The organism is Pelagibacterium halotolerans (assembly GCF_044811015.1).
GTDB lineage: Bacteria > Pseudomonadota > Alphaproteobacteria > Rhizobiales > Devosiaceae > Pelagibacterium > Pelagibacterium halotolerans_A.
Genome location: NZ_CP085243.1, coordinates 696,220 through 714,703 on the forward strand (window position 1 = coordinate 696,220; position 18,484 = coordinate 714,703).

The 18,484-nt window shown below is 60.7% G+C and carries 20 protein-coding genes and 1 tRNA gene; 6 read left to right on the forward strand and 15 right to left on the reverse strand.

The features are described from left to right. Nucleotides 1-128 precede the first annotated feature (128 nt). From LG281_RS03415 to LG281_RS03435, 5 genes are all read right to left on the reverse strand, one after another. Nucleotides 129-890, reverse strand: coding sequence for an ABC transporter permease (locus LG281_RS03415; protein ID WP_404404370.1), 762 nt, complete (start codon nt 888-890; stop codon nt 129-131). Continuing rightward, entirely contained in the window at nt 887-1,834 is a 948-nt protein-coding gene (locus LG281_RS03420) for an ABC transporter ATP-binding protein (protein ID WP_404404372.1), read from the reverse strand. Before LG281_RS03420 ends, LG281_RS03415 begins: the two co-directional genes overlap by 4 nt. 174 nt (nt 1,835-2,008) lie before the next feature. Next, the gene (gene rpsI / locus LG281_RS03425; protein WP_404404374.1) at nt 2,009-2,488 is read right to left on the reverse strand and encodes a 30S ribosomal protein S9; all 480 of its coding nucleotides are present in this window, start codon (nt 2,486-2,488) and stop codon (nt 2,009-2,011) included. 1 nt (nt 2,489) lies between these two features. Then, nucleotides 2,490-2,954: a 50S ribosomal protein L13 gene (gene rplM / locus LG281_RS03430; protein WP_404404376.1), complete on the reverse strand. Its 465-nt coding sequence runs from the start codon at nt 2,952-2,954 to the stop codon at nt 2,490-2,492. Between the two features lie 168 nt (nt 2,955-3,122). Further along, nucleotides 3,123-4,172: a COX15/CtaA family protein gene (locus LG281_RS03435; RefSeq protein WP_404404378.1), complete on the reverse strand. Its 1,050-nt coding sequence runs from the start codon at nt 4,170-4,172 to the stop codon at nt 3,123-3,125. 95 nt (nt 4,173-4,267) lie between these two features. Here LG281_RS03435 and LG281_RS03440 point away from each other — a divergent pair, with 95 nt between their 5' ends. After that, the gene (locus tag LG281_RS03440; RefSeq protein WP_404404380.1) at nt 4,268-4,471 is read left to right on the forward strand and encodes a DUF2842 domain-containing protein; all 204 of its coding nucleotides are present in this window, start codon (nt 4,268-4,270) and stop codon (nt 4,469-4,471) included. Here the strand turns inward: LG281_RS03440 and LG281_RS03445 are convergent, their stop codons facing one another. Beyond that, the gene (locus tag LG281_RS03445) at nt 4,472-5,515 is read right to left on the reverse strand and encodes a polysaccharide deacetylase family protein (protein ID WP_404404382.1); all 1,044 of its coding nucleotides are present in this window, start codon (nt 5,513-5,515) and stop codon (nt 4,472-4,474) included. A gap of 70 nt (nt 5,516-5,585) precedes the next feature. Then, nucleotides 5,586-7,577: a GumC family protein gene (locus LG281_RS03450; protein WP_404404384.1), complete on the reverse strand. Its 1,992-nt coding sequence runs from the start codon at nt 7,575-7,577 to the stop codon at nt 5,586-5,588. 176 nt (nt 7,578-7,753) lie between these two features. On the opposite strand from LG281_RS03450, the gene LG281_RS03455 reads away from it, so the two are divergent. From LG281_RS03455 to LG281_RS03470, 4 genes are all read left to right on the forward strand, one after another. Then, entirely contained in the window at nt 7,754-8,311 is a 558-nt protein-coding gene (locus LG281_RS03455) for a polysaccharide biosynthesis/export family protein (RefSeq protein ID WP_404404386.1), read from the forward strand. A gap of 267 nt (nt 8,312-8,578) precedes the next feature. Further along, nucleotides 8,579-9,694 carry a glycosyltransferase family 4 protein gene (locus tag LG281_RS03460; RefSeq protein WP_404404388.1) on the forward strand — a complete coding sequence of 372 codons (1,116 nt, stop codon included), beginning with the start codon at nt 8,579-8,581 and terminating at the stop codon, nt 9,692-9,694. 99 nt (nt 9,695-9,793) lie between these two features. Next, nucleotides 9,794-11,311, forward strand: a complete 1,518-nt coding sequence (locus LG281_RS03465) for an undecaprenyl-phosphate glucose phosphotransferase (RefSeq protein ID WP_404404390.1) — start codon at nt 9,794-9,796, stop codon at nt 11,309-11,311. Then, nucleotides 11,308-12,591, forward strand: coding sequence for an O-antigen ligase family protein (locus LG281_RS03470; protein ID WP_404404392.1), 1,284 nt, complete (start codon nt 11,308-11,310; stop codon nt 12,589-12,591). The genes LG281_RS03465 and LG281_RS03470 overlap by 4 nt, the downstream gene beginning before the upstream one ends. Here LG281_RS03470 and LG281_RS03475 read toward each other — a convergent pair. Continuing rightward, on the reverse strand, nt 12,588-13,565 hold the full coding sequence (locus tag LG281_RS03475; RefSeq protein ID WP_404404394.1) for a phosphotransferase enzyme family protein: 978 nt from the start codon (nt 13,563-13,565) through the stop codon (nt 12,588-12,590). The two genes, LG281_RS03470 and LG281_RS03475, sit on opposite strands and share 4 nt — an antisense overlap. 62 nt (nt 13,566-13,627) lie before the next feature. Beyond that, nucleotides 13,628-13,704 (reverse strand) — tRNA-Pro (locus tag LG281_RS03480). Nucleotides 13,705-13,842: 138 nt separating this feature from the next. On the opposite strand from LG281_RS03480, the gene LG281_RS03485 reads away from it, so the two are divergent. Then, complete coding sequence (locus LG281_RS03485; RefSeq protein WP_404404396.1) at nt 13,843-14,013, forward strand: hypothetical protein; 171 nt, start codon at nt 13,843-13,845, stop codon at nt 14,011-14,013. Between the two features lie 9 nt (nt 14,014-14,022). Here LG281_RS03485 and LG281_RS03490 read toward each other — a convergent pair whose 3' ends face one another. From LG281_RS03490 to LG281_RS03515, 6 genes are all read right to left on the reverse strand, one after another. Next, nucleotides 14,023-14,520, reverse strand: a complete 498-nt coding sequence (locus LG281_RS03490) for a MerR family transcriptional regulator (protein WP_404404398.1) — start codon at nt 14,518-14,520, stop codon at nt 14,023-14,025. Nucleotides 14,521-14,551: 31 nt separating this feature from the next. Then, nucleotides 14,552-14,863 carry an integration host factor subunit alpha gene (locus LG281_RS03495; RefSeq protein ID WP_404406609.1) on the reverse strand — a complete coding sequence of 104 codons (312 nt, stop codon included), beginning with the start codon at nt 14,861-14,863 and terminating at the stop codon, nt 14,552-14,554. Between the two features lie 163 nt (nt 14,864-15,026). Continuing rightward, the gene (locus tag LG281_RS03500; RefSeq protein WP_404404400.1) at nt 15,027-16,004 is read right to left on the reverse strand and encodes a beta-ketoacyl-ACP synthase III; all 978 of its coding nucleotides are present in this window, start codon (nt 16,002-16,004) and stop codon (nt 15,027-15,029) included. 153 nt (nt 16,005-16,157) lie between these two features. Next, on the reverse strand, nt 16,158-17,225 hold the full coding sequence (plsX, locus tag LG281_RS03505; protein WP_404404402.1) for a phosphate acyltransferase PlsX: 1,068 nt from the start codon (nt 17,223-17,225) through the stop codon (nt 16,158-16,160). Nucleotides 17,226-17,413: 188 nt separating this feature from the next. After that, nucleotides 17,414-17,950, reverse strand: coding sequence for a YceD family protein (locus LG281_RS03510; RefSeq protein ID WP_404404404.1), 537 nt, complete (start codon nt 17,948-17,950; stop codon nt 17,414-17,416). Then, nucleotides 17,947-18,474, reverse strand: coding sequence for a ubiquinol-cytochrome C chaperone family protein (locus LG281_RS03515; protein WP_404404406.1), 528 nt, complete (start codon nt 18,472-18,474; stop codon nt 17,947-17,949). The genes LG281_RS03510 and LG281_RS03515 overlap by 4 nt, the downstream gene beginning before the upstream one ends. Nucleotides 18,475-18,484 lie beyond the last annotated feature (10 nt).

The following is an 18,484-nucleotide window of genomic DNA, read 5'->3' on the forward strand; positions in this document are numbered from 1 at the left end:
GATGGGCCCCCGATCAAGTCGGGGGCGACGATGGGGCGGTGGAAGCGCCAGAGCGAAAGCCAGAGCATACCTCCATCCGGGCAGACAGAACTTCACTTCAAGCGATTGCCCTATCGAAAGCCTGTGGCTTATGTCCGGAGCCGATAACCCGTTCTGAAGATCCAGGTGACGATACCGAGCGCGATGCCGAGGAAAACGAAGGTCATCCCAAGGCTGATCCAGACGTCGACATCGGCTGTGCCGTAGAAGCTCCAGCGGAAGCCGGAGACGAGGTAGACCACCGGATTGAAGAGCGCGATGGTCTGCCAGGCATCGGGCAGCATCGAGATCGAATAGAAGGTGCCCCCCAGGAAAGCGAGCGGGGTCACGACCAGGAGCGGGATCAGCTGCAGCTTTTCGAAATTGTCCGCCCAGATGCCGATGATGAAGCCCAGCATCGAGAAGGTTATCGCGGTCAGGACGAGGAACGTCGCCATCGCAATGGGGTGCTGAATCTGCACCTCGACGAAGAAATTGGCCGTAATGAGGATGATGAGCGCGAGAATGACCGATTTGGTCGCGGCGGCGCCGACGAAGGCGATCACGATTTCGATGTGGGAAATCGGCGCGGAGAGGATTTCGTAGATCGTGCCCACAAATTTGGGGAAATAGATGCCGAAGGACGCGTTCGAGAGCGATTGCTGCAAGAGCGTCAGCATGATGAGCCCAGGCACGATGAAGGCGGCGTAGGATACGCCCTCGACGGACTGGATGCGCGAACCAATGGCGGCGCCGAAGACGATGAAATAGAGCGAGGTCGAGAGAACAGGCGAAATGATCGACTGGGTGATGGTGCGCCACCAACGCGCCATTTCAAAGGTATAGATGGCTTTGATCGCGTAGAGATTCATGACCGGTCCTTCAGCAATCCGATGAAGATGTCCTCGAGCGAGCTCTGATGGGTCGAAACGTCCTTGATCCGGATCCCCTCCGCGCTGATGGCGGCCATCAGAGAGGCGATGCCGGTGCGCTCGGACTGGCTGTCGTAGGAATAGACGAGTTCGGTCCCGCCATTGGCGAGATTGAGGCCAAGGTCGGCCAGCGCCGAGGGCACCGTTTCGAGCGGTTCCTGGAGCTGGACGGAGAGATCCTTCTTGCCCAGCTTGCGCATCAGCTCGTTCTTTTCCTCAACGAGGATGATTTCGCCGCGCGAGATGACGCCGATCCTGTCGGCCATCTCCTCGGCTTCCTCGATGTAGTGCGTGGTCAGGATGATGGTGACGCCGTTTTCGCGCAGACGGCGGACGATTTCCCACATATCCTTGCGCAGTTCGACATCGACGCCGGCGGTGGGTTCGTCGAGAAAGAGGATAGACGGCTGGTGAGCGAGCGCCTTGGCGATCAGGACGCGGCGCTTCATCCCGCCCGAAAGGGTGATGAGCTTGTCGTTGCGCTTGTCCCAGAGCGAGAGATCGCGCAGGAGCTTTTCGATATAGGTGTCATCCTGGGGTTTGCCAAAGAGGCCGCGGGTGTATTTCACGGTGGCCCAGACGGTTTCAAAGCGGTCGCCGGTCAATTCCTGCGGGACCAACCCGATCATGGCGCGGGTCTTGCGGAAATCCTTGATGACGTCGTAGCCGCCGACTCGGATTTCGCCGGAGGTCGGGTTCACGAGCCCGCATACGGTACCGATCAGGGTCGTCTTGCCGGCACCGTTGGGGCCCAGAAGCGCGAAGATTTCGCCTTTCCGGATTTCGAGATCGACGGCTTTGAGAGCCTGAAATCCCGTGTCGTAGACTTTATCGAGTCGGGAAATGGAAACCGCCGCCGTGGCGGTCGCTGCATGGATGTTCATGAGGCTTGCCCTCCGGCTTTGGTGCGGGGGCAGAGATGTGCCGCAGTTGGGAGTCTGCGATCGGGCCCCGGCGCCTATATAGGGTGCTGCGACAGATTGACCAGACCTGAGCACAAAAAAAGATGGGCCCGCGCGATGCAGGCCCATCCAAAACATTGAAAACGCGTTTTAAACTTAGCGTTTGGAGAACTGGAAGGACCGGCGGGCCTTGGCCTTGCCGTACTTCTTGCGTTCGACCACACGGCTGTCGCGCGTGAGGAAGCCGCCCTTCTTGAGGACGCCGCGCAGCTCGGGCTCGTAGAGGGTCAGAGCCTGCGAGATGCCGTGACGAACGGCACCGGCCTGCCCGGAGAGACCGCCGCCAGCGACCGTGGCGATGACATCGTACTGGTCAACACGCTCGGCGACGACGATCGGCTGCTGCAGGATCATCTGGAGCACCGGACGGGCGAAATACTGGGCGAATTCCTTGCCGTTGATGGTGATCTTGCCCGAACCGGGCTTGATCCACACGCGGGCGACGGCGTCCTTGCGCTTGCCGGTGGCATAGGCACGGCCATACTGGTCGAGCTTCTGGGTGCGCACGGGCGCATCAGAGGCCGCGACTTCGGTGGCCTGCCCAAGATCTTCGAGGGAGTTGATGGTCTCGGACATATTACTTCACCCTCACATTCTTGGCGTTGAGCGCGGCAACGTCGATCTTTTCGGGCTGCTGGGCTTCATGGGGATGTTCGGAACCGGCGTAAACGCGCAGGTTCTTGAGTTGAGCGCGCGAGAGCGGGCCACCCGGCATCATGCGGCGCACGGCGTTCTCGACGACACGCTCGGGAAAACGGCCCTCGAGGAGCTCGCGCATGGTGCGGTCCTTGATGCCGCCGGGGTAACCGGTGTGCCAGTGGAAGCGCTTGTCGTCCATCTTCTTGCCGGTGAACTTCACCTTGTCGGCATTGATGACAATAACGTTGTCGCCCATGTCCTGGTTGGGGGTAAAGGTCGGCAGGTGCTTGCCGCGCAGGCGGGTGGCGATCAGAGCAGCGAGACGGCCGACGACGAGACCCTCGGCGTCGATCAGCACCCACTTCTTTTCGATCTCGCCAGCCTTGGCAGAGTAGGTTTTCATCTTTGGTTTCCTTAAGATCCTCCCTGCTTCCGGCGTGCGGGACGGCAGGGATTGCAGATAAATTGCGATCCGTTCGGCGCGGGTGATACAGGTGGCGTGACAGGCCGTCAAGCGAAAAGAATTTCGTGTTTTAAAACAATGTCTTGAGAAGGCGGTATAATAGTACCGCTACGAAAGCCGTTTCATATCAGAGAGATAGGCTACCACCATCGCCGCCAACATGAATGCGAGGGCCTGATGGCCTAGCGCGAGGGGGATGCTTACGACGCTCAGAAGCGTCGCGACGCCGAGAGCGACCTGCAAGAGGACGATCAGGGCGATACGGGGTAGCCAGCCGTGGATGCCTGAAAATCCGGGGTTTTTGCGTCCGAGCCATAGAAGCGCGCCAACGAAAACGACGATTGCGTAGGCGATGTTGCGGTGATTGAACTGCACCGTCATCACGTTCTCGAAATGGTTGACCCAGGCCGGGTCCATGACGAAGAGGCCGTTGGGGATCAGACGCCCATCCATCAGAGGCCAGGTGTTGTGCGACAGGCCGGCATCGAGCCCGGCGACGAGGGCACCGGCGGCGATCTGAATGACGATGAGGACGAGAAGCGCCCAAACGGCGGCAACCCATCCCCTGCTCGGCCGGACGCCATGAGCCGGTGGCTCGAGGCTGCGGCCGACCCAGACGAGCGCCAGCAGCAGAAGGCAGGCGGCGGAGAGGTGTGCCGCGAGGCGGTACTGGCTGACCGAGGTGAGTTCGGAGAGGCCCGAGGAAACCATCCACCAACCGAGGAAGCCCTGGAAGCCGCCGAGCAGGAAGAGAACGACGAGCGGACCGATCAATGTCCTGGGAATACGGCGCTGGGCTACAAAGATGGCGAAGGGAATGGCGAAGGCGAAGCCGATCATGCGGCCAATGAACCGGTGCAGCCATTCCCACCAGAAAATGAGCTTGAATTCCTCGACGCCCATCCAGTCCGCAAAGAGCTGGTATTGCGGGATGCGCTGATAGGCTTCGAATTCAGCTTGCCAATCGGCGTCCGAGAGCGGCGGGACGATACCGGAGATGGGCTTCCAGGCCGTGATCGAGAGGCCGGATTCGGTCAGACGCGTCGCACCGCCCACGAGCACCATCAATAGGACGAGGGCCGCAAGGGCGTAGAGCCAGATGCGCACGGGGCGCAAGCGGTCGTAGTCAAGCGATGGTGTAGCGGAAAGCGCAGTCACGTCCTGGTACCGGAGTTGTGTTTGTGCGCCGAACTGCTAAAGCGGGGCCCAAGCCAACGCAATGTCAACAATCGCCGCAGGGGTTAAGCATAGCCATGACGCAGAGCCAGCGCAAAGCGATCGGGGTCGCCCTCACGCTTTTGACCCTTGTCGCCTGGGCCATCGTCGGGATGTGGGGGTATGAACGGCTGCTTGTCGGCGCGCCCGGCTGGGTGCATCTGATTTACTTCGTGGCGTTCGGGCTGGGGTGGATGTTTCCGGCGATGGCGGTGATCCGGTGGATGTCCAAGCCGGAGTAGCTACCCTACATTGACCTTGCCGCCGGCGAGCATGGAGAAAATCGCGCCGGTCAGGAAAACGTCGAGGAAACGTTCTTTCTGGAAGCGGCCGTTGAGCGATATACGCGGCAAGGCTTCGAGGTGACCGGCGTGCTCGTGGTAGAGGCCGCCGGGGCGTGTGGTGACCGCAGTGCGGAAGCCCAGCTCTTTGACTGCCGCGAATTCGCGCGGACCGGCGGCGACGGGGCTGCCGATCGGATAGGAAAAATGCGCCGGCGCCTTGCCAAACTGCGCCTTTATGATCGAACGGGACCGGTCGATCTCGAAGCGCATTGTGTCTTCGGGCAGCTTGGACAGCTCGTAGTGATGCACAGTGTGTGCGCCAATGGCGCAGAGCGGATCATCGGCGAAGGTCGCGAGTTCGGCCCAATTCATGATGAGAGAACGGCAGTGGGCGCCGAGATCGAGGCCGGCGCGGTCGGCGAGCGCGTGTAGCGCCTCGACGCGCCGGGGCTCTGGCATCGTCCGGTGCCGGGCGTAGAGCTCGTCATAAAGCTTTTGTTTCTGCGCCAAAGTAGCGGCGTCTGCGTAGCGCGGACCCGAGCGCTCGGGAATGACGACGACGGTGCTGGCGGCGACGATATCCTCGAGCGCCAGCCACCAAACTTCGGCCTTGCCGTCGGTCAGCGCCGTGGAGACGAAGAGCGTGAAAGGCACGTTGTGCTTTTTCAGGATGGGCAGCGCGTATTGGAGGTTGTCGCGATACGCATCGTCGAAGGTGAAGACCACGAAGGGTTTTGTCTTTTCAGGCGCTTCTATCCGGCGGGCCGCCTCGTCGAGATCGACGATGTCGAAGCCGGCGGCCCGGGTTTTGACGATAGCCGCTTCGAGAAACTCGGGAGTGACCTGCAAAATCGCGTTCGGAGAAAAGGCCGCGGGAGCGTCCGGCAGGACGCGATGTAGGGTGAAAATCACGCCCTTTGCGCGCGACACTCTGCGAATGAGCGGCGAAACGCCGGTCAGCGCCAGCGTTTCGAACGCCGCCCGATAGACTGAATACCGCACCGAACCACCCCCTATGCGGACACTTGTTTGTTTGCCCAGGTTCTTATTGCAAGACCGAGAGACCTTTGGCCTAAGCAACTTCCGACTTGGATTCGGACACAACGACCACATGAACAGGTTCAAAACCCAGGGCCTCGATTTCGTGCCGTGCCATTTGCGCTCTGGCCGCGTCACGCGTCAGCAATATGCAGCACCCCCCCGCCTGCGCGAAGATGGGCAATGCGGACGCCATGCCCACCGTACCGGTGACCACGACGACGGCTTCATAGATATCGGACAATGCCTCAACAAGCGTTTCGCCTTTGGCGGGCTGGCGCGCAAGTCTCGCGACCTGCCCCCAGGGCACAAAGGCAAAGCGTTCATCGTGGCCGGTATGAACGACATCGCCGAAATCGGCATCGCCGGCACATAGGTCGGTCAGTCCCGGCTCAATGCCCTGCTGAGAGCTTGCGGCATCGACCTCGGCAACCGATTGGCCGTTCTCGACGATCCGGGCGGTCAGCCGTTCGGCGAAATCCGCGCTGTCGCGCCAATGATCGAGCGTCGCGATGGAAATGCGGCGAACGGTACCCGCAAGAACGCGCGCCGCGAGGCTTTCGACTTCAACCGCGACGGGCGCGAGCCGCGGCGCACCCTGACCAACCGGCTCTTCCTGAGGATCGTCCTTCTTCTCTTCGGTCGCCGGTTCGGGCATCCGCGACGCCGGTTCGGGAGGTTCCGGCTCCGTGCGCTCGACAAGCGCACGGCCGGACAGCAGCTCCGAAAAAATGACGGCGCCCACTTGCAGGATGATCGAGCCGATGCCGACGGCAAGCAGAATGAGCGTGGTGCGCGGCGAGGCTGGCGTATCCGAAGGTGCAGCCGTACTGACTATGCGCACATCGGGCAGCGCCGAATCCGCATCGGTACGGGCAGCGGCCTCGGAATACCGCAGCAGGAAGGCGTTGAGCAATTCGCGCTGAGCCGCCGCCTCGCGTTCGAGTTCAGCGAGCGTCACCCCGTCGCGGGTCGCGGCGCCGGCACTCTGCTTGAGGTCTTCGAGGTCTGCCCGCAGGGAGGTTTCGAGGTCCGCTTCGATCTCGGCCTGGGCTTCGAGCGCTTCGGCGACGCGGCGTCCTTCGGCAGCAATTTGCTGATCGATTTCGGCGATCTGCGCATCGAGCGCACGGATGGTCGGGTGGTTGGAAAGCAGCGTCGCCGATTGTTGGGCGCGTTGCCCCTGGAGCGTCGCTTTTTGCTCGATAAGTCTCTGGACGACGGACGAGTTCTGCACATCCGAAATGCCGATAACGGACTGGCCATTTTCCAGCATGCGCCGGATCAGTTGCGCGCGCGACTGCGCGGCATTGCGACGCTCGGCTGTCGTCGTGATCTGGGTGGCGATATTGGAGAGCTGCTGGTCGACGATCGAGGTGTTGTTCTGCCCGATAAACAGGTCATTTTCGACGCGGAACTCGGCGACACGGCGCTCGGCTTCAAGCACGGTCTCGCGCAGTTCATCGATCTCGCGCTGGAGCCATAAGGTGGCGCCGGTCGTATCCTGGATCTGCTGATCGACGAGCCGGGCGATATGCGCCTCGGCGATTGCGTTGGCGAGGTCGGCGGCGACTTGAGGATCTTCGGCGCGAAAGGCGATCGTCACGAGCCGGGAATCGCGCTCCTGGGCGACCACGAGGTTATCGCGCACTTTTTCGACGAGCTCCGAATCGCTCAGCCCGGCGAACTCGGAGGCCTCGCGCAGCCCGCTGCCATCGACCGCGGCCAGGATGGTTTCGCGCGAGGTGATCAACTGGATCTGACTGGCAACCGTCGCCGCATCGACGACCGCGCTTGTTGTCGTATCGTTCGTTACCCGCGTAAAAGGTGTTGTACGCGGTTCAATCAGAAGGCTGGTGCGCGCTTCATAGAGCCGCGGCATGAAGGTGAGAATCGCGAAAGTGACCGCGCACAAAATCAGCGTGACAAACAGAATGCGCGGGAGGCGGACAATGACGGCCCGCACAATAGCACCCATGGCAATGCTTGCGTCGGGCTGATCGGCGCCTTGTGCCGGACCGGTCATAACTCTCCCCTACTGATACTCGGGCAGGTCCTAGATTAAAGACTCACCGCATGCCTTTTCTTATGGCGCGTCATGGTAAGCATTCGGTTAAGCCGCCACGGCCCGCCCCGCAATAAGGGGAATGTTAACTATAGCATGGCAGCAATCGATAAGTTCCCAATCGCTTGGATTCTGCGATGCGTGTACCGCGCTTCTTGCTCGTTCTGCTTCTTCCGTTACTGCTTGCCGCGTGCGCTCATGCCGGCGGGCCCGCGACCTATCTCGTCGAGCAAACGGGGCCATATCGTCTCGATAGTGGCGATGTCGTACGGGTTACGGTCTACGGGGACGCAAACCTTACCAATACCTATCGGGTAGACGATTCCGGCGCCATCGCATTGCCGCTTGTCGGTGCCATTCCGGCGCGCGGCTTGACGGCCGAGGTCGTGGGGAGCCGGATCACCGCGGCGCTTGCCAACGGCTTCATGCGGAACCCGAATGTCGCCGTGGAGGTTGCTGAATACAGGCCCTTTTTCATTCAGGGGGCCGTCGCGTCTCCCGGAGCCCTTCCGTATGTCTATGGCATGACGGCGCGGGCGGCGATCAGTGCGGCGGGCGGCTTCACGGAAGTGGCAAACCGCGACAGTGCCGTCATCTACCGGCGCCAGGGCTCCGACATGGTGCGGGGCTCGGTGGGGCTCGACTTCCCCATCCTCCCGGGGGACACAATCGTCATTTCCGAGCGTTGGCTTTAGGGCCTGTCATCGCTTATAGATAGGGGTTTGATTTTGCATAAATCGTTCAATACCAAGCGTTTCTCGTGGCTCGGGGTTGTCCCCCGTGCCGCGAGAAACGTGCCGGGAGTGGACGATTTATGCAAAACCCTTCGGGCGGGCCGTAGGCCGCCTCCTTTCGCGAAAAGTCCCGTTTGTGGACATCAGTCCACGGCACGGCACTTTCCACGAAACGCGCTCGGCCTATGGCCCGTCAAACCCCTATCTATAAGTGATGACAGGCCCTAGATGCGCATACTCCACGTCATGCGCGCGCCGGTCGGAGGGCTGTTCCGCCACGTCGCGGACCTGACCGCAGCTTTGAGCGAACGCGGTCATCAGGTCGGTATCGTTGCCGATAGTCTTTCGGGCGATGCGGCGACCGAAGCCAAACTCGAAAAGCTCAAACCCTACACCGAACTCGGTATTCACCGCTTGCCGATTCCCCGGCTGCTCGGCGCGCAGGACATAGCGACGCCTTGGCGGATATGGCGACTTGCCCGGTCACTCGGGATCGATGTCCTGCACGGACACGGCGCTAAAGGCGGGTTCGCGGCACGGGTTGCAGGGCTTTGGCAAAACGCCGCTGTCACGCTCTACACGCCTCATGGCGGGGCTTTGCACTTCGATCAGAAAACGCCGTCGGGGGCGCTGTTCATGACGATCGAGCGCGGACTGCTCGCAGCGACGGACGCGGTTGTTTTCGAAAGCGCGCATGCGGAGCGGGTGTTCGGCGAGAAGGTTGCGCGGCCGAAATGCGTAACCCGGGTGATCCATAACGGGCTCGTGGAGGCGGAATTCGTGCCGATTGCACCACCTGAGGACGCGGCCGATTTCGTTTTTGTCGGGGAGTTGCGTCAGCTCAAGGGCATCGATCTTCTGGTCGAGGCGCTGGCGCCACTTCGGCGACCGGACGGAACGCCCGCTACGCTGGTCGTGGCAGGAGACGGGCCTGACGCGGACGCTCTGAGGGCGCAGATCGCAGCGCTTGGCGTTACGAACCGGGTGACACTTGCGGGCGTTCAGCCGGCACGGGAAATGTTTGCGCGCGGCCGGTGCGTCGTCGTACCGTCGCGGGCGGAATCCCTGCCCTATATCGTCCTCGAGGCCGCCGCGGCGGAGCGGCCCGTGATCGCAACGGATGTCGGCGGGATTTCCGAGATTTTCGGACCGCAGGCGGACCGGCTGATCGAGCCCGATAGCAAGGATGCGTTGGAAAAGGCCATGGCGGCGTTTCTTGCGGAGCCCGGACGGTATGCCGAGGACGCAGCGGCACTGCGCAGCTTCGTGCATGAAGGGTTTTCGGTCTCGCGGATGACCGACGGGATCGAGGCGCTTTACACCGAACTGCGCGCAGGCCGATAGGTTCAGCCACACCGCCTTATTTTTCACCGAGTTTTCATATCTCATGAACGATATTAGGACGCGGGGGCATTCTGGTTTTGCGTAAAAGGTAGTTTTGTCATGTTCCGTGTCGATCCCAGGCAGGCGGCAGTCGATCATATTGAAAGCGGCGGGTCCCAACGCTCGGGAGGGCTTTCCCCGCTCGCCGAGGAAATTGCATCCCGGCCCGTCGAATCCGGCTACTCCCACACGGTTCTTTCCGGTATCGCGCAGATCATCGAAGCAGGCCTGCTTGCGTTGACCGGTATTGGCATTTTCCTTTGGTATCTGCCGCTGAGTGAAGCGCTCTTCTATGTGCCGTTGATCGCCGGGTCGGTGCTGCTCGCCAATGTGAGCTTCAACATGGCGCGTACGCACAGGATCGTCGCGTACCGGTCGATTTTCAAGCAAACCTTCCGGGTCATGATCGGCTGGTCCGCGGTCTTTCTCGTTCTGATGACCGGGCTGTTTTTGTTCAAAGCCGGGGACATGGTGTCCCGCGTCTGGCTTTTGAGCTGGTTTGCCGCCGGTGGCGTGGCGCTCATTGCCTTCCGGCTCATCTGGCGCGCACTTGTCCTTAAGTGGTCGAAAGACGGGCGGTTGAAGCGCCGGACGGTGATCGTTGGTGGCGGGCCTTCGGCGGCGTCCCTGATCGAAGCCATCGAATCGGGTGCGAACAACGACATCAAACTGATCGGGCTCTTCGACGACCGTGTGGGCGAGCGCTCGCCCGACGTGGTGGCGGGGCTCCATAAGCTCGGCAAGGTCGCCGATCTCGTCGAATTCTCACGCCGGGCCAAGATCGATCTCGTTATCGTCTCGATGCCGCTTTCAGCCGAAGCACGCGTTCTGGAGATGCTGAGGCAATTGTGGGTATTGCCGGTCGATATCCGGCTCAGCGCGCATATGAGCAAGCTGCGTTTTACCGACAAGACCTACTCCTATGTCGGGGACCTACCGGTGTTCGACATGGCCGACCGGCCGATTTCGGACTGGAACCGTGTTTTCAAATGGGTGTTCGACAAGGTGGTCGCGATTTTCGCGCTTATTGTCCTCTCCCCGATCATGATCGCCACTGCGATCGCGATCAAATTGACTTCCAAGGGGCCGGTGCTGTTCCGGCAGAAGCGCCATGGGTTCAATAACGAGCTGATCGAAATCTACAAATTCCGCTCGATGTACATCGATATGAGCGACACAAAGGCTTCGAAACTGGTTACACGCGACGATCCGAGGGTGACCCCGGTCGGACGGTTCATCCGCAAGACATCCATCGATGAGCTGCCGCAGCTCTTCAACGTCTTGAAGGGGGAACTCTCCATCGTGGGGCCGCGTCCGCACGCGCTGGAGGCCAAGGCGGCCAATACGCTCTATCATGAGGCTGTGGACGGGTATTTCGCGCGGCACAAGGTCAAGCCCGGGATTACCGGTTGGGCGCAAGTGCATGGCTGGCGGGGTGAGACCGACACGATCGAAAAGATCATGCAGCGTGTGGATCACGATCTCTACTACATCGAGAACTGGTCAATCTTTCTCGATCTCTACATTCTCGCGATGACGCCGGTCTCGCTGTTCACCAAGGCCGAGAACGCCTTTTGACGGCTTTTGGCGACAAGAACGCACCACTGCATGACCGGCGGGCGCTGGGGGCGGCCTACATGAGCGGCCTCGCACAGGCAGCCTTCGGGCCGCTTGTAGCGTTGTGGGTCTTTTCCGGCGCATTTGTCTTTATAGAGCCCTCGCCCTATGAGGTGCTGTTCCTTGCCGTGCTGGGGCTTTCGATCTTCGCGGGCCTGAAACTCGACAAGGGCACGCTACCCCTGCTCTATGTCGTTCTGGCGTTTACACCGTTCGCGCTGATCGCGGTCTTTCAGGTCAAGCATCGAGATCTCGACAAGACGCTGCTCTATACGCTCGTCACCATCTTTCTGATGCTTACGAGCTATATCGTCGCCAATTTCGTCGCGCAGGTACCGCTGAGATCGATGCGGATTGTGGGGAAGGCCTATATCGCGGCGGCGATCGTTGCGGCGGTGGTGGGCACCGCAGCCTATCTGGGGTTTCTGCCCGGGGAAGGCGCGCTGGTTCTTTATGGGCGCGCTCGGGCCTTCTTCAACGATCCCAATGTCTATGGGCCGTTTCTCATATTGCCGGCGATGTTCCTCCTCCAACGCACGTTGCTCGGAACCCGGCGCGAGGCGCTTATGGGCGCGGCGCTCTACCTCGTCATTTTCGTCGGCGTTTTCGTGAGTTTTTCGCGCGGTGCGTGGGGCCATATGGCGGTGTCGTCGGCGCTCGTATTTTTCCTGTGCTTTTTTCTCGAGGCGAAAGCGCACGACAAGGTGCGCATGCTGATGCTCGCCATCGGCGGGATCATGGTGGTCGCCGCGCTTCTGATGGCGCTCTTGAGCATCGAATCCGTCGCGGCGCTTTTTGCGGAGCGCTTTGCGCTGACCCAAAGTTACGATTCGGGGGCGACGGGGCGGTTCGGGCGCATCGGCTATGCCTTCGATCTAGCGCTTACGCATCCGTGGGGACTGGGACCGCTGGAATTCAGCTCACTGCGAATCTCCGAGCAGCCGCACAACACCTATATCAACGTGCTCCACGCCTATGGCTGGGGTGGCGGGTTCGCCTATTTCGTACTTGTGATCTGGACGCTGGCGAAAGGCACGGGCACGCTTGCGCGCCGCTCGCCGAACCGTCTTCTGCTCATTCCGGTCTATGCAACATTCGTTCCGATGATCATCCTTTCAGGCATCATCGACACCGACCACTGGCGGCACTGGTTTCTCGTAACTGGCCTTTTATGGGGCGTTTGCGCGGGCTATCGGCGGACCGATCCGGCCCAGACGGATGGTCGACGCGCGCTGGTTTAACAATCAATCCGGCCGGTTCTGAGATAGCGCTCGGCGAGATCCGCAGTGCCTTGCGCGAAGGTCGGGGCGAGGCTCCGGGCAAGCTCTGTTTCGTTGTGCGAACCGATCCAGGCCAGGAGCGCCATACGGCGCAGCATGACCATGGTATCGAGCATCGCCGCATCCTCTCGCGAAAAAGCACGGTGCCGGCGGTAGCCGGTCAGCCAGGCATCGCGGAGCGCGGGCACGGTGGGGTCGTCCTCGAAAAAGGATATGGCGGCGGCGAAGTCGTAGCCGAACCAGCAAAAGCCACAGTCATCGAAATCGATGATGCGGGTTACGCCATCCTCGACGAGGAGGTTTGCGAGGCGCATGTCAGCATGAATAAGACCGAAGCGGTCTGCCCCCTTGCCATAAGAGGCGAGCATCAACCGCAATTGCGCGTCGAGGCGGTCGAGTTGCTTGCGGATGGGACCGTTGATGCCCGGTGCCCGGCGCCAGTCGCCCCAGATGGCGTCGCGGTCGAGTATCGCTTCGGCGGTCCAAATCTGGCGCTCGAACGGTTCGGGTTGGGTCCAGCGCTCGACATGGGCATGACATTGTGCCGCGAGCGCGCCCAGTTGGGTAAACACGGGTGCGAGGTCGTCCCCGACTTCTGGCTCGGTGCCGGTTTCGAAGGCAAAGAGGACCATGTGCCGGACGTCGTTATGGCTTTCGAACGGTGCTTTCTGGACGAAGGCACCATCCTCGCCGGGAATTGGCCGGGGCGTAAAAAGCCCGGCGTCGGCGCGCAGTGCGCGCATCCAGGCCAATTCGCTCTCGATAGCGAGACGGGAATGATAATCGGGCCTGTGAACGCGCAGGATGTGCTTGTCGCCTGTCGGCGTGTCGATCCGGAAGGTATGGTTTTCCGAGAGATTGACGAGCGTCGCGTCACTCCCTTCAAGGCCGGACCAGTTTGCCAGCGCGGCGTCCAAGCTTATTTCTGCCAGCATTCCTACCCCATATATCCTGGCAACAAAAAAGCCACCCTTTCTTGGGGGTGGCCTTTTGAAAATGGTCGGAGCGGCCGGATTTGAACCGACGACCCTCTGTCCCCCAGACAGATGCGCTACCAGGCTGCGCTACGCCCCGACGTGGCCTTTCCCCTATATAATCACTGCAGTCAGCGCAAGAGTGCAAATGCCTTTTTCGCGGATCGCAGGGGCGGATTTGCAGCAACCCAATCGTGCGTCGGCCGTTATCGGTATGCGTATATGAGGGACCAGCGTCATGCCAATTCTGATCATCATCCTTCTTGCCCTTCTCATCGGAACGATCGGGTTCTGGGATGCGCTTGCCGCGCTGCTGGGCGCGGTGGCTGTGATCGTACTGTTCTGGGTTATTCTTTCTGCTATATCCGTCGTTGCGGTTCTTTGGCTTTTGCAGCGAATGACGCGTTAATACGCGGAATCAGCCGTTCCGGGCTTTGTCGAGCAACACTTTGCAGTCCATGAGTTGCGCCAGGGTTTCCTTAAGCCGGGCACGCTGGCCTTCGGTCAAGCGCGGGGGCTCGGATCGCGGCAGCGCGTGGGTCGCTGCGGCACCATTCTCGGCGACGGGCGCAGCGTCATGGTCTTGGTCTTCCACGAAGCCCGGTTCATCGGGCTGGGGCTGGGGTGCAATGGGTTGAATCTGGCCAGTCTCGCCTATTGCGATGACGTGGCGTGCGCCCTGCTCCTTCAAGATGCGCTGGACGCCCTTGATGGTGAAGCCTTGATCATAAAGCAGGTGACGGATGCCCTTGAGAAGCTGAACGTCGTCCGGGCGGTAATAACGCCGCCCGCCGCCGCGTTTCAGGGGCTTGATCTGGTTGAACCGCGTCTCCCAGAAACGCAAGACATGCTGAGGCAGGTCGAGTTCATCGGCCGCTTCAGAAATGGTCCGGAAGGCATCTGGCGATTTGTCCACGCTTAGGGCCTGTTATCCCGGTAAAAACGCTTTATTTTCCGGTTCGGACCATAGATTTGTTAATCTTGGATTTCAAGACATTGGACGGTTTGAACACAAGAACCCGTCGCGGGAGGATCGGAACTTCCTCGCCGGTCTTGGGATTCCGGCCGATGCGCTCATTTTTGGAGCGGACCTGAAACGATCCGAAGGAAGAGAGTTTGACGTTGTCGCCGTCGGCGAGCGAATCGCTGATCAGTTCAAGAACACGCTCAACGAGCTCAGCCGACTCGGTGCGTGACAGACCCACGGACTGGTAGACCGCCTCGGCCAGGTCCGCACGGGTTACAGTTTTTGCCGCCATACCAATCCCCTCAACGTCAAATTGTCTAAACCCCCCAATATCCCGGCACTCTACATTCGTCACGAGACGATCCGAACGGGATCTAACGGCGCACTTGGATGCCTCAGGCTCCTAGCGCCCTTAAATCAATTACTTAACGCCGTTATTGCGGCACGGTCAACGCCTACCAGCGGATGAGACTGGCGCCCCAGGTGAAACCGCCTCCCATTGCTTCGATCATGACAAGGTCGCCTGACTTTATACGGCCGTCGGCCACAGCCACGCTCAGGGCGAGCGGCACGGAGGCTGCCGAGGTGTTGGCATGCTTGTCGACCGTAACGATCGTCTTTTCCTCAGGAATGCCGAGCTTTTTGCCTGCGCCGTCAATGATGCGCTTGTTGGCCTGATGCGGCACGAACCAATCGAGATCGTCTGTGGTCTTGCCGGTCTTGGCCAGAACATCCTCAATCACGTCGGAAATCATGCCCACTGCGTGCTTGAAGACCTCACGGCCTTCCATATGGACGTGCCCCACGGTCCCGGTCGAGGATACGCCACCATCGACATAGAGCTTTTTCCAGTGCGCGCCATCCGTGCGCAGGCTCGAGGCAAGGATGCCGATTTCCTCTTCGTCCTCGGTTTCGACGGCCTCAACGACCATGGCCCCTGCCCCGTCGCCGAAGAGCACACAGGTCGCGCGGTCGGTCCAATCGAGGATGCGTGAGAAGGTTTCCGCGCCGACAACCAGCGCCCGCTTGGCTTGCCCCGTGCGCAGATAGGCATCGGCGGTCGTAAGCGCGAAGACAAAACCCGAGCAAACCGCCTGCACGTCGAAAGCGACGCCATGGGAGATGCCGAGCTTGGTCTGGAGAATCGCGGCGGTTGCCGGGAAGGTCTGGTCGGGAGTCGTGGTCGCCACGATTATGAGGTCGATGTCTGCCGCCGTCATGCCCGCGGCCTCGAGGGCTCGTTCTGAAGCCTTTAGACACAGGTCCGACGTCATCTCGCCCTCGGCGGCCAAGTGGCGCTCCCGGATGCCCGTGCGCTGGACGATCCATTCGTCCGAGGTGTCGACGATCGTCGCCATCTCATCGTTGGTCATCACCCGCTCGGGCAGATAGCTACCCATGCCGCGCACTTGGGAGGTAATCCTAGCCCGCATTTCTCAAACTCCTTGTGCCTTGCGCCGGTCCAAAATGGCGGTCAGGGCAGGAAGAGAGGCAGTGCGTATTGGCCATACGTGCAAGCTCTCTGACGCCCCCTGTCGCCATTTTCGACCGGCCCTTCGGGTCGGATTTTGAGAAATGCGGGCTAGTCACGCTGAAGGTGCCTCCGATTGCAGATTTTCGACGGGCAGGGCAGCCGGGTGGAAACGTTCCAGTCCGTCAGCGATCTTGCCGATGAGTTCGTTGCGGGCCATGTCGTAAGCGAGCCCAAGCGCGCTTTTGTAACCGATTTCGTCGGTCGAGCCATGGCTTTTGATGACAACGCCGTTGAGGCCCAGGAAGACCCCGCCATTGACCGTGCGCGGATCCATTTTGCTCCTGAGCGCAGAGAGCGCGCTCGTGGCGAGCAGCGCGCCGATGCGCGAGAAAAAGCCCGCGCGCAGGGCTTTGGAGAGGTAGGTCCCGACCTGGCGGGCGGTGCCTTCGGCGGTTTTTAGTGCAATATTGCCGGTGAAGCCTTCGGTGACGACGACGTCCACCGTCCCCTTGCCCAGGTCGTCGCCTTCGACGAAGCCGTGGTACTTGAAGCCGCCGCCTTCGGAGGAGGCCAGTATCCTGGCGGCATCCTTCACCCATTCATTGCCCTTGGCTTCCTCGACACCCACGTTAAGAAGCCCGACAGAGGGCGTTTCCATATCGAAAAGCGCACGGGCCATCGCCGCGCCGAGAATCGAAAAGTCAACGAGCTGGTCGGCATCCGCGCCGATGGTGGCGCCGACGTCCAGCACAATGATGTCGGATTTGAGTGTCGGCCAGATCGCGGCGATGGCCGGGCGGGAAATGCCTTCCATGGGACGTAGACAGAATGTCGCCATCGCCATCAGCGCGCCGGTATTGCCACCCGAGATCGCAACGTCGGCATCCCCGTCCTTGACCGCCTGGATTGCTGCCCACATCGAAGATGTCCCCCTGCCCTTGCGCAGGGCCTGGCTGGGCTTATCCTCCATCGTGATGACAATCTCGGCGTGCCGGATGTCGCTTCGCGCGCGCAAATCGGGATGCTGCGCGATGAGCGGTTCGATCACTTCGGCTCGGCCGTGAAAAATGAATTTCGCGTCAGGCCGCTCCCGCAAGAGCAATCTGGCTCCGTCAATCGGCGCTTTGGGGGCATTGTCGCCGCCCATCGCATCCACGGAGATCGTTATCGTGTCACTCATTGACCGCCTGTCGTTAGAGCGGGGCATTCGCCACAACCCGCCCAAGTTCTACGTTGGTCGCGCGTTCGAATCCCAAAGTGGTACCCACTTCTTTTGAACACGCTCCGAATACACTGCCTCCGGCGCTGGCGCACCATAGCCGAGGAGCCCATGTGTGCAAGGTTCTTAGACCAAAGGTCAAGCCGCGTTCAGTCCTTTTTAAGGCTCTTGAGAGCGGCAAAGGGCGATGCTTCGGCCGGATCGTCTCCGGAAACCCCATCGGGCAGGTGCGCACCGGGCGCACGGGGATAAAGATCAATCGCCAGGGCAAAAACCTCCATGACGAGGTCGGCAAGATCGATTTCGTCGCCTTCGAAATAGTCCGGGAAATCCTCGTCCTCGAGATTGACGAACACCTCCGCGCCAGCCCCGGCGTCGTCCGCCCTGTGCCGGCCAGGCAGGAAGACGCGGTCGACCGGTTCATCAATTTTCTGAACGACGGGGTCCCGGGTAATGACGCAAGGCTGGACAACCTCGCCAGTGACGCGTCCTTGCGCCCTGACACCACCCCGGAACCGGGTCGCGGTGACCGTCGCGGCAAAGGCGTTCACCGCCGAAACCTGGAATCGGTCCGCCAGATGGGTCCGTTGGTCATCGTCGGTCTCAATCGTGACGACACGGCCCTCTGCGGGAATCTTGTCGACCTTTACGCGTGCGTCGAGATCGAAATGTTCGGGCTCGGTCAAGCGGGCTCTCCAAATGTGATGTTGCCGCCGAGGATCGCAGCCGTGTCTTGTGTTGCGAGCACGTCGTCGCACAACAAAACGTAATCGGCAAACGCGTCCAGCGCCGGGTGAGTTGCTCCATCGTGCAAATTTCGCGAGAGAACGGCTTTGAGCTGAGCGGGATCGCCGCTGTCCATCGCCTCGTTGACGGCCGCAAGCAGACCGTAAAACAGGCTCCCCATCTTCTCTATGCGTTTTCCAACGGAAAGATCGCCTACCCCCATTTCGCGCAGGGAGCGGTCCATATCGTGAAAAAAGCAGTCAAACAGATTCTGCGAGAATGCCTTGGCCGTTTTGTCTTCCTGGCGCAGACGCCGGAATACGAGCGCCATATGAAGCGAAAGCATGTCGAAGCGCCCCGTCAGCGAATCCTCGATACCCCATTGTGCATAGAAAATTTCCCGCCGGGATTGCGCCACAATGCAGTTATAGGCAGCCAAGACTGGGCCTGTGAGGCGTGTCTTTCTGAAGAGCGGGAGGATCATGCTTTGGGGG

What these genes read in the sequence shown, in the direction of transcription:
- LG281_RS03415 (WP_404404370.1), bottom strand. Translation starts at nt 890, where the DNA reads ATGAATCTCTACGCGATCAAAGCCATCTATACCTTTGAAATGGCGCGT.
- LG281_RS03420 (WP_404404372.1), bottom strand. Translation starts at nt 1,834, where the DNA reads ATGAACATCCATGCAGCGACCGCCACGGCGGCGGTTTCCATTTCCCGA.
- rpsI (WP_404404374.1), bottom strand. Translation starts at nt 2,488, where the DNA reads ATGTCCGAGACCATCAACTCCCTCGAAGATCTTGGGCAGGCCACCGAA.
- rplM (WP_404404376.1), bottom strand. Translation starts at nt 2,954, where the DNA reads ATGAAAACCTACTCTGCCAAGGCTGGCGAGATCGAAAAGAAGTGGGTG.
- LG281_RS03440 (WP_404404380.1), top strand. Translation starts at nt 4,268, where the DNA reads ATGACGCAGAGCCAGCGCAAAGCGATCGGGGTCGCCCTCACGCTTTTG.
- LG281_RS03450 (WP_404404384.1), bottom strand. Translation starts at nt 7,577, where the DNA reads ATGACCGGTCCGGCACAAGGCGCCGATCAGCCCGACGCAAGCATTGCC.
- LG281_RS03455 (WP_404404386.1), top strand. Translation starts at nt 7,754, where the DNA reads ATGCGTGTACCGCGCTTCTTGCTCGTTCTGCTTCTTCCGTTACTGCTT.
- LG281_RS03460 (WP_404404388.1), top strand. Translation starts at nt 8,579, where the DNA reads ATGCGCATACTCCACGTCATGCGCGCGCCGGTCGGAGGGCTGTTCCGC.
- LG281_RS03465 (WP_404404390.1), top strand. Translation starts at nt 9,794, where the DNA reads ATGTTCCGTGTCGATCCCAGGCAGGCGGCAGTCGATCATATTGAAAGC.
- LG281_RS03475 (WP_404404394.1), bottom strand. Translation starts at nt 13,565, where the DNA reads ATGCTGGCAGAAATAAGCTTGGACGCCGCGCTGGCAAACTGGTCCGGC.
- LG281_RS03485 (WP_404404396.1), top strand. Translation starts at nt 13,843, where the DNA reads ATGCCAATTCTGATCATCATCCTTCTTGCCCTTCTCATCGGAACGATC.
- LG281_RS03495 (WP_404406609.1), bottom strand. Translation starts at nt 14,863, where the DNA reads ATGGCGGCAAAAACTGTAACCCGTGCGGACCTGGCCGAGGCGGTCTAC.
- LG281_RS03500 (WP_404404400.1), bottom strand. Translation starts at nt 16,004, where the DNA reads ATGCGGGCTAGGATTACCTCCCAAGTGCGCGGCATGGGTAGCTATCTG.
- plsX (WP_404404402.1), bottom strand. Translation starts at nt 17,225, where the DNA reads ATGAGTGACACGATAACGATCTCCGTGGATGCGATGGGCGGCGACAAT.
- LG281_RS03515 (WP_404404406.1), bottom strand. Translation starts at nt 18,474, where the DNA reads ATGATCCTCCCGCTCTTCAGAAAGACACGCCTCACAGGCCCAGTCTTG.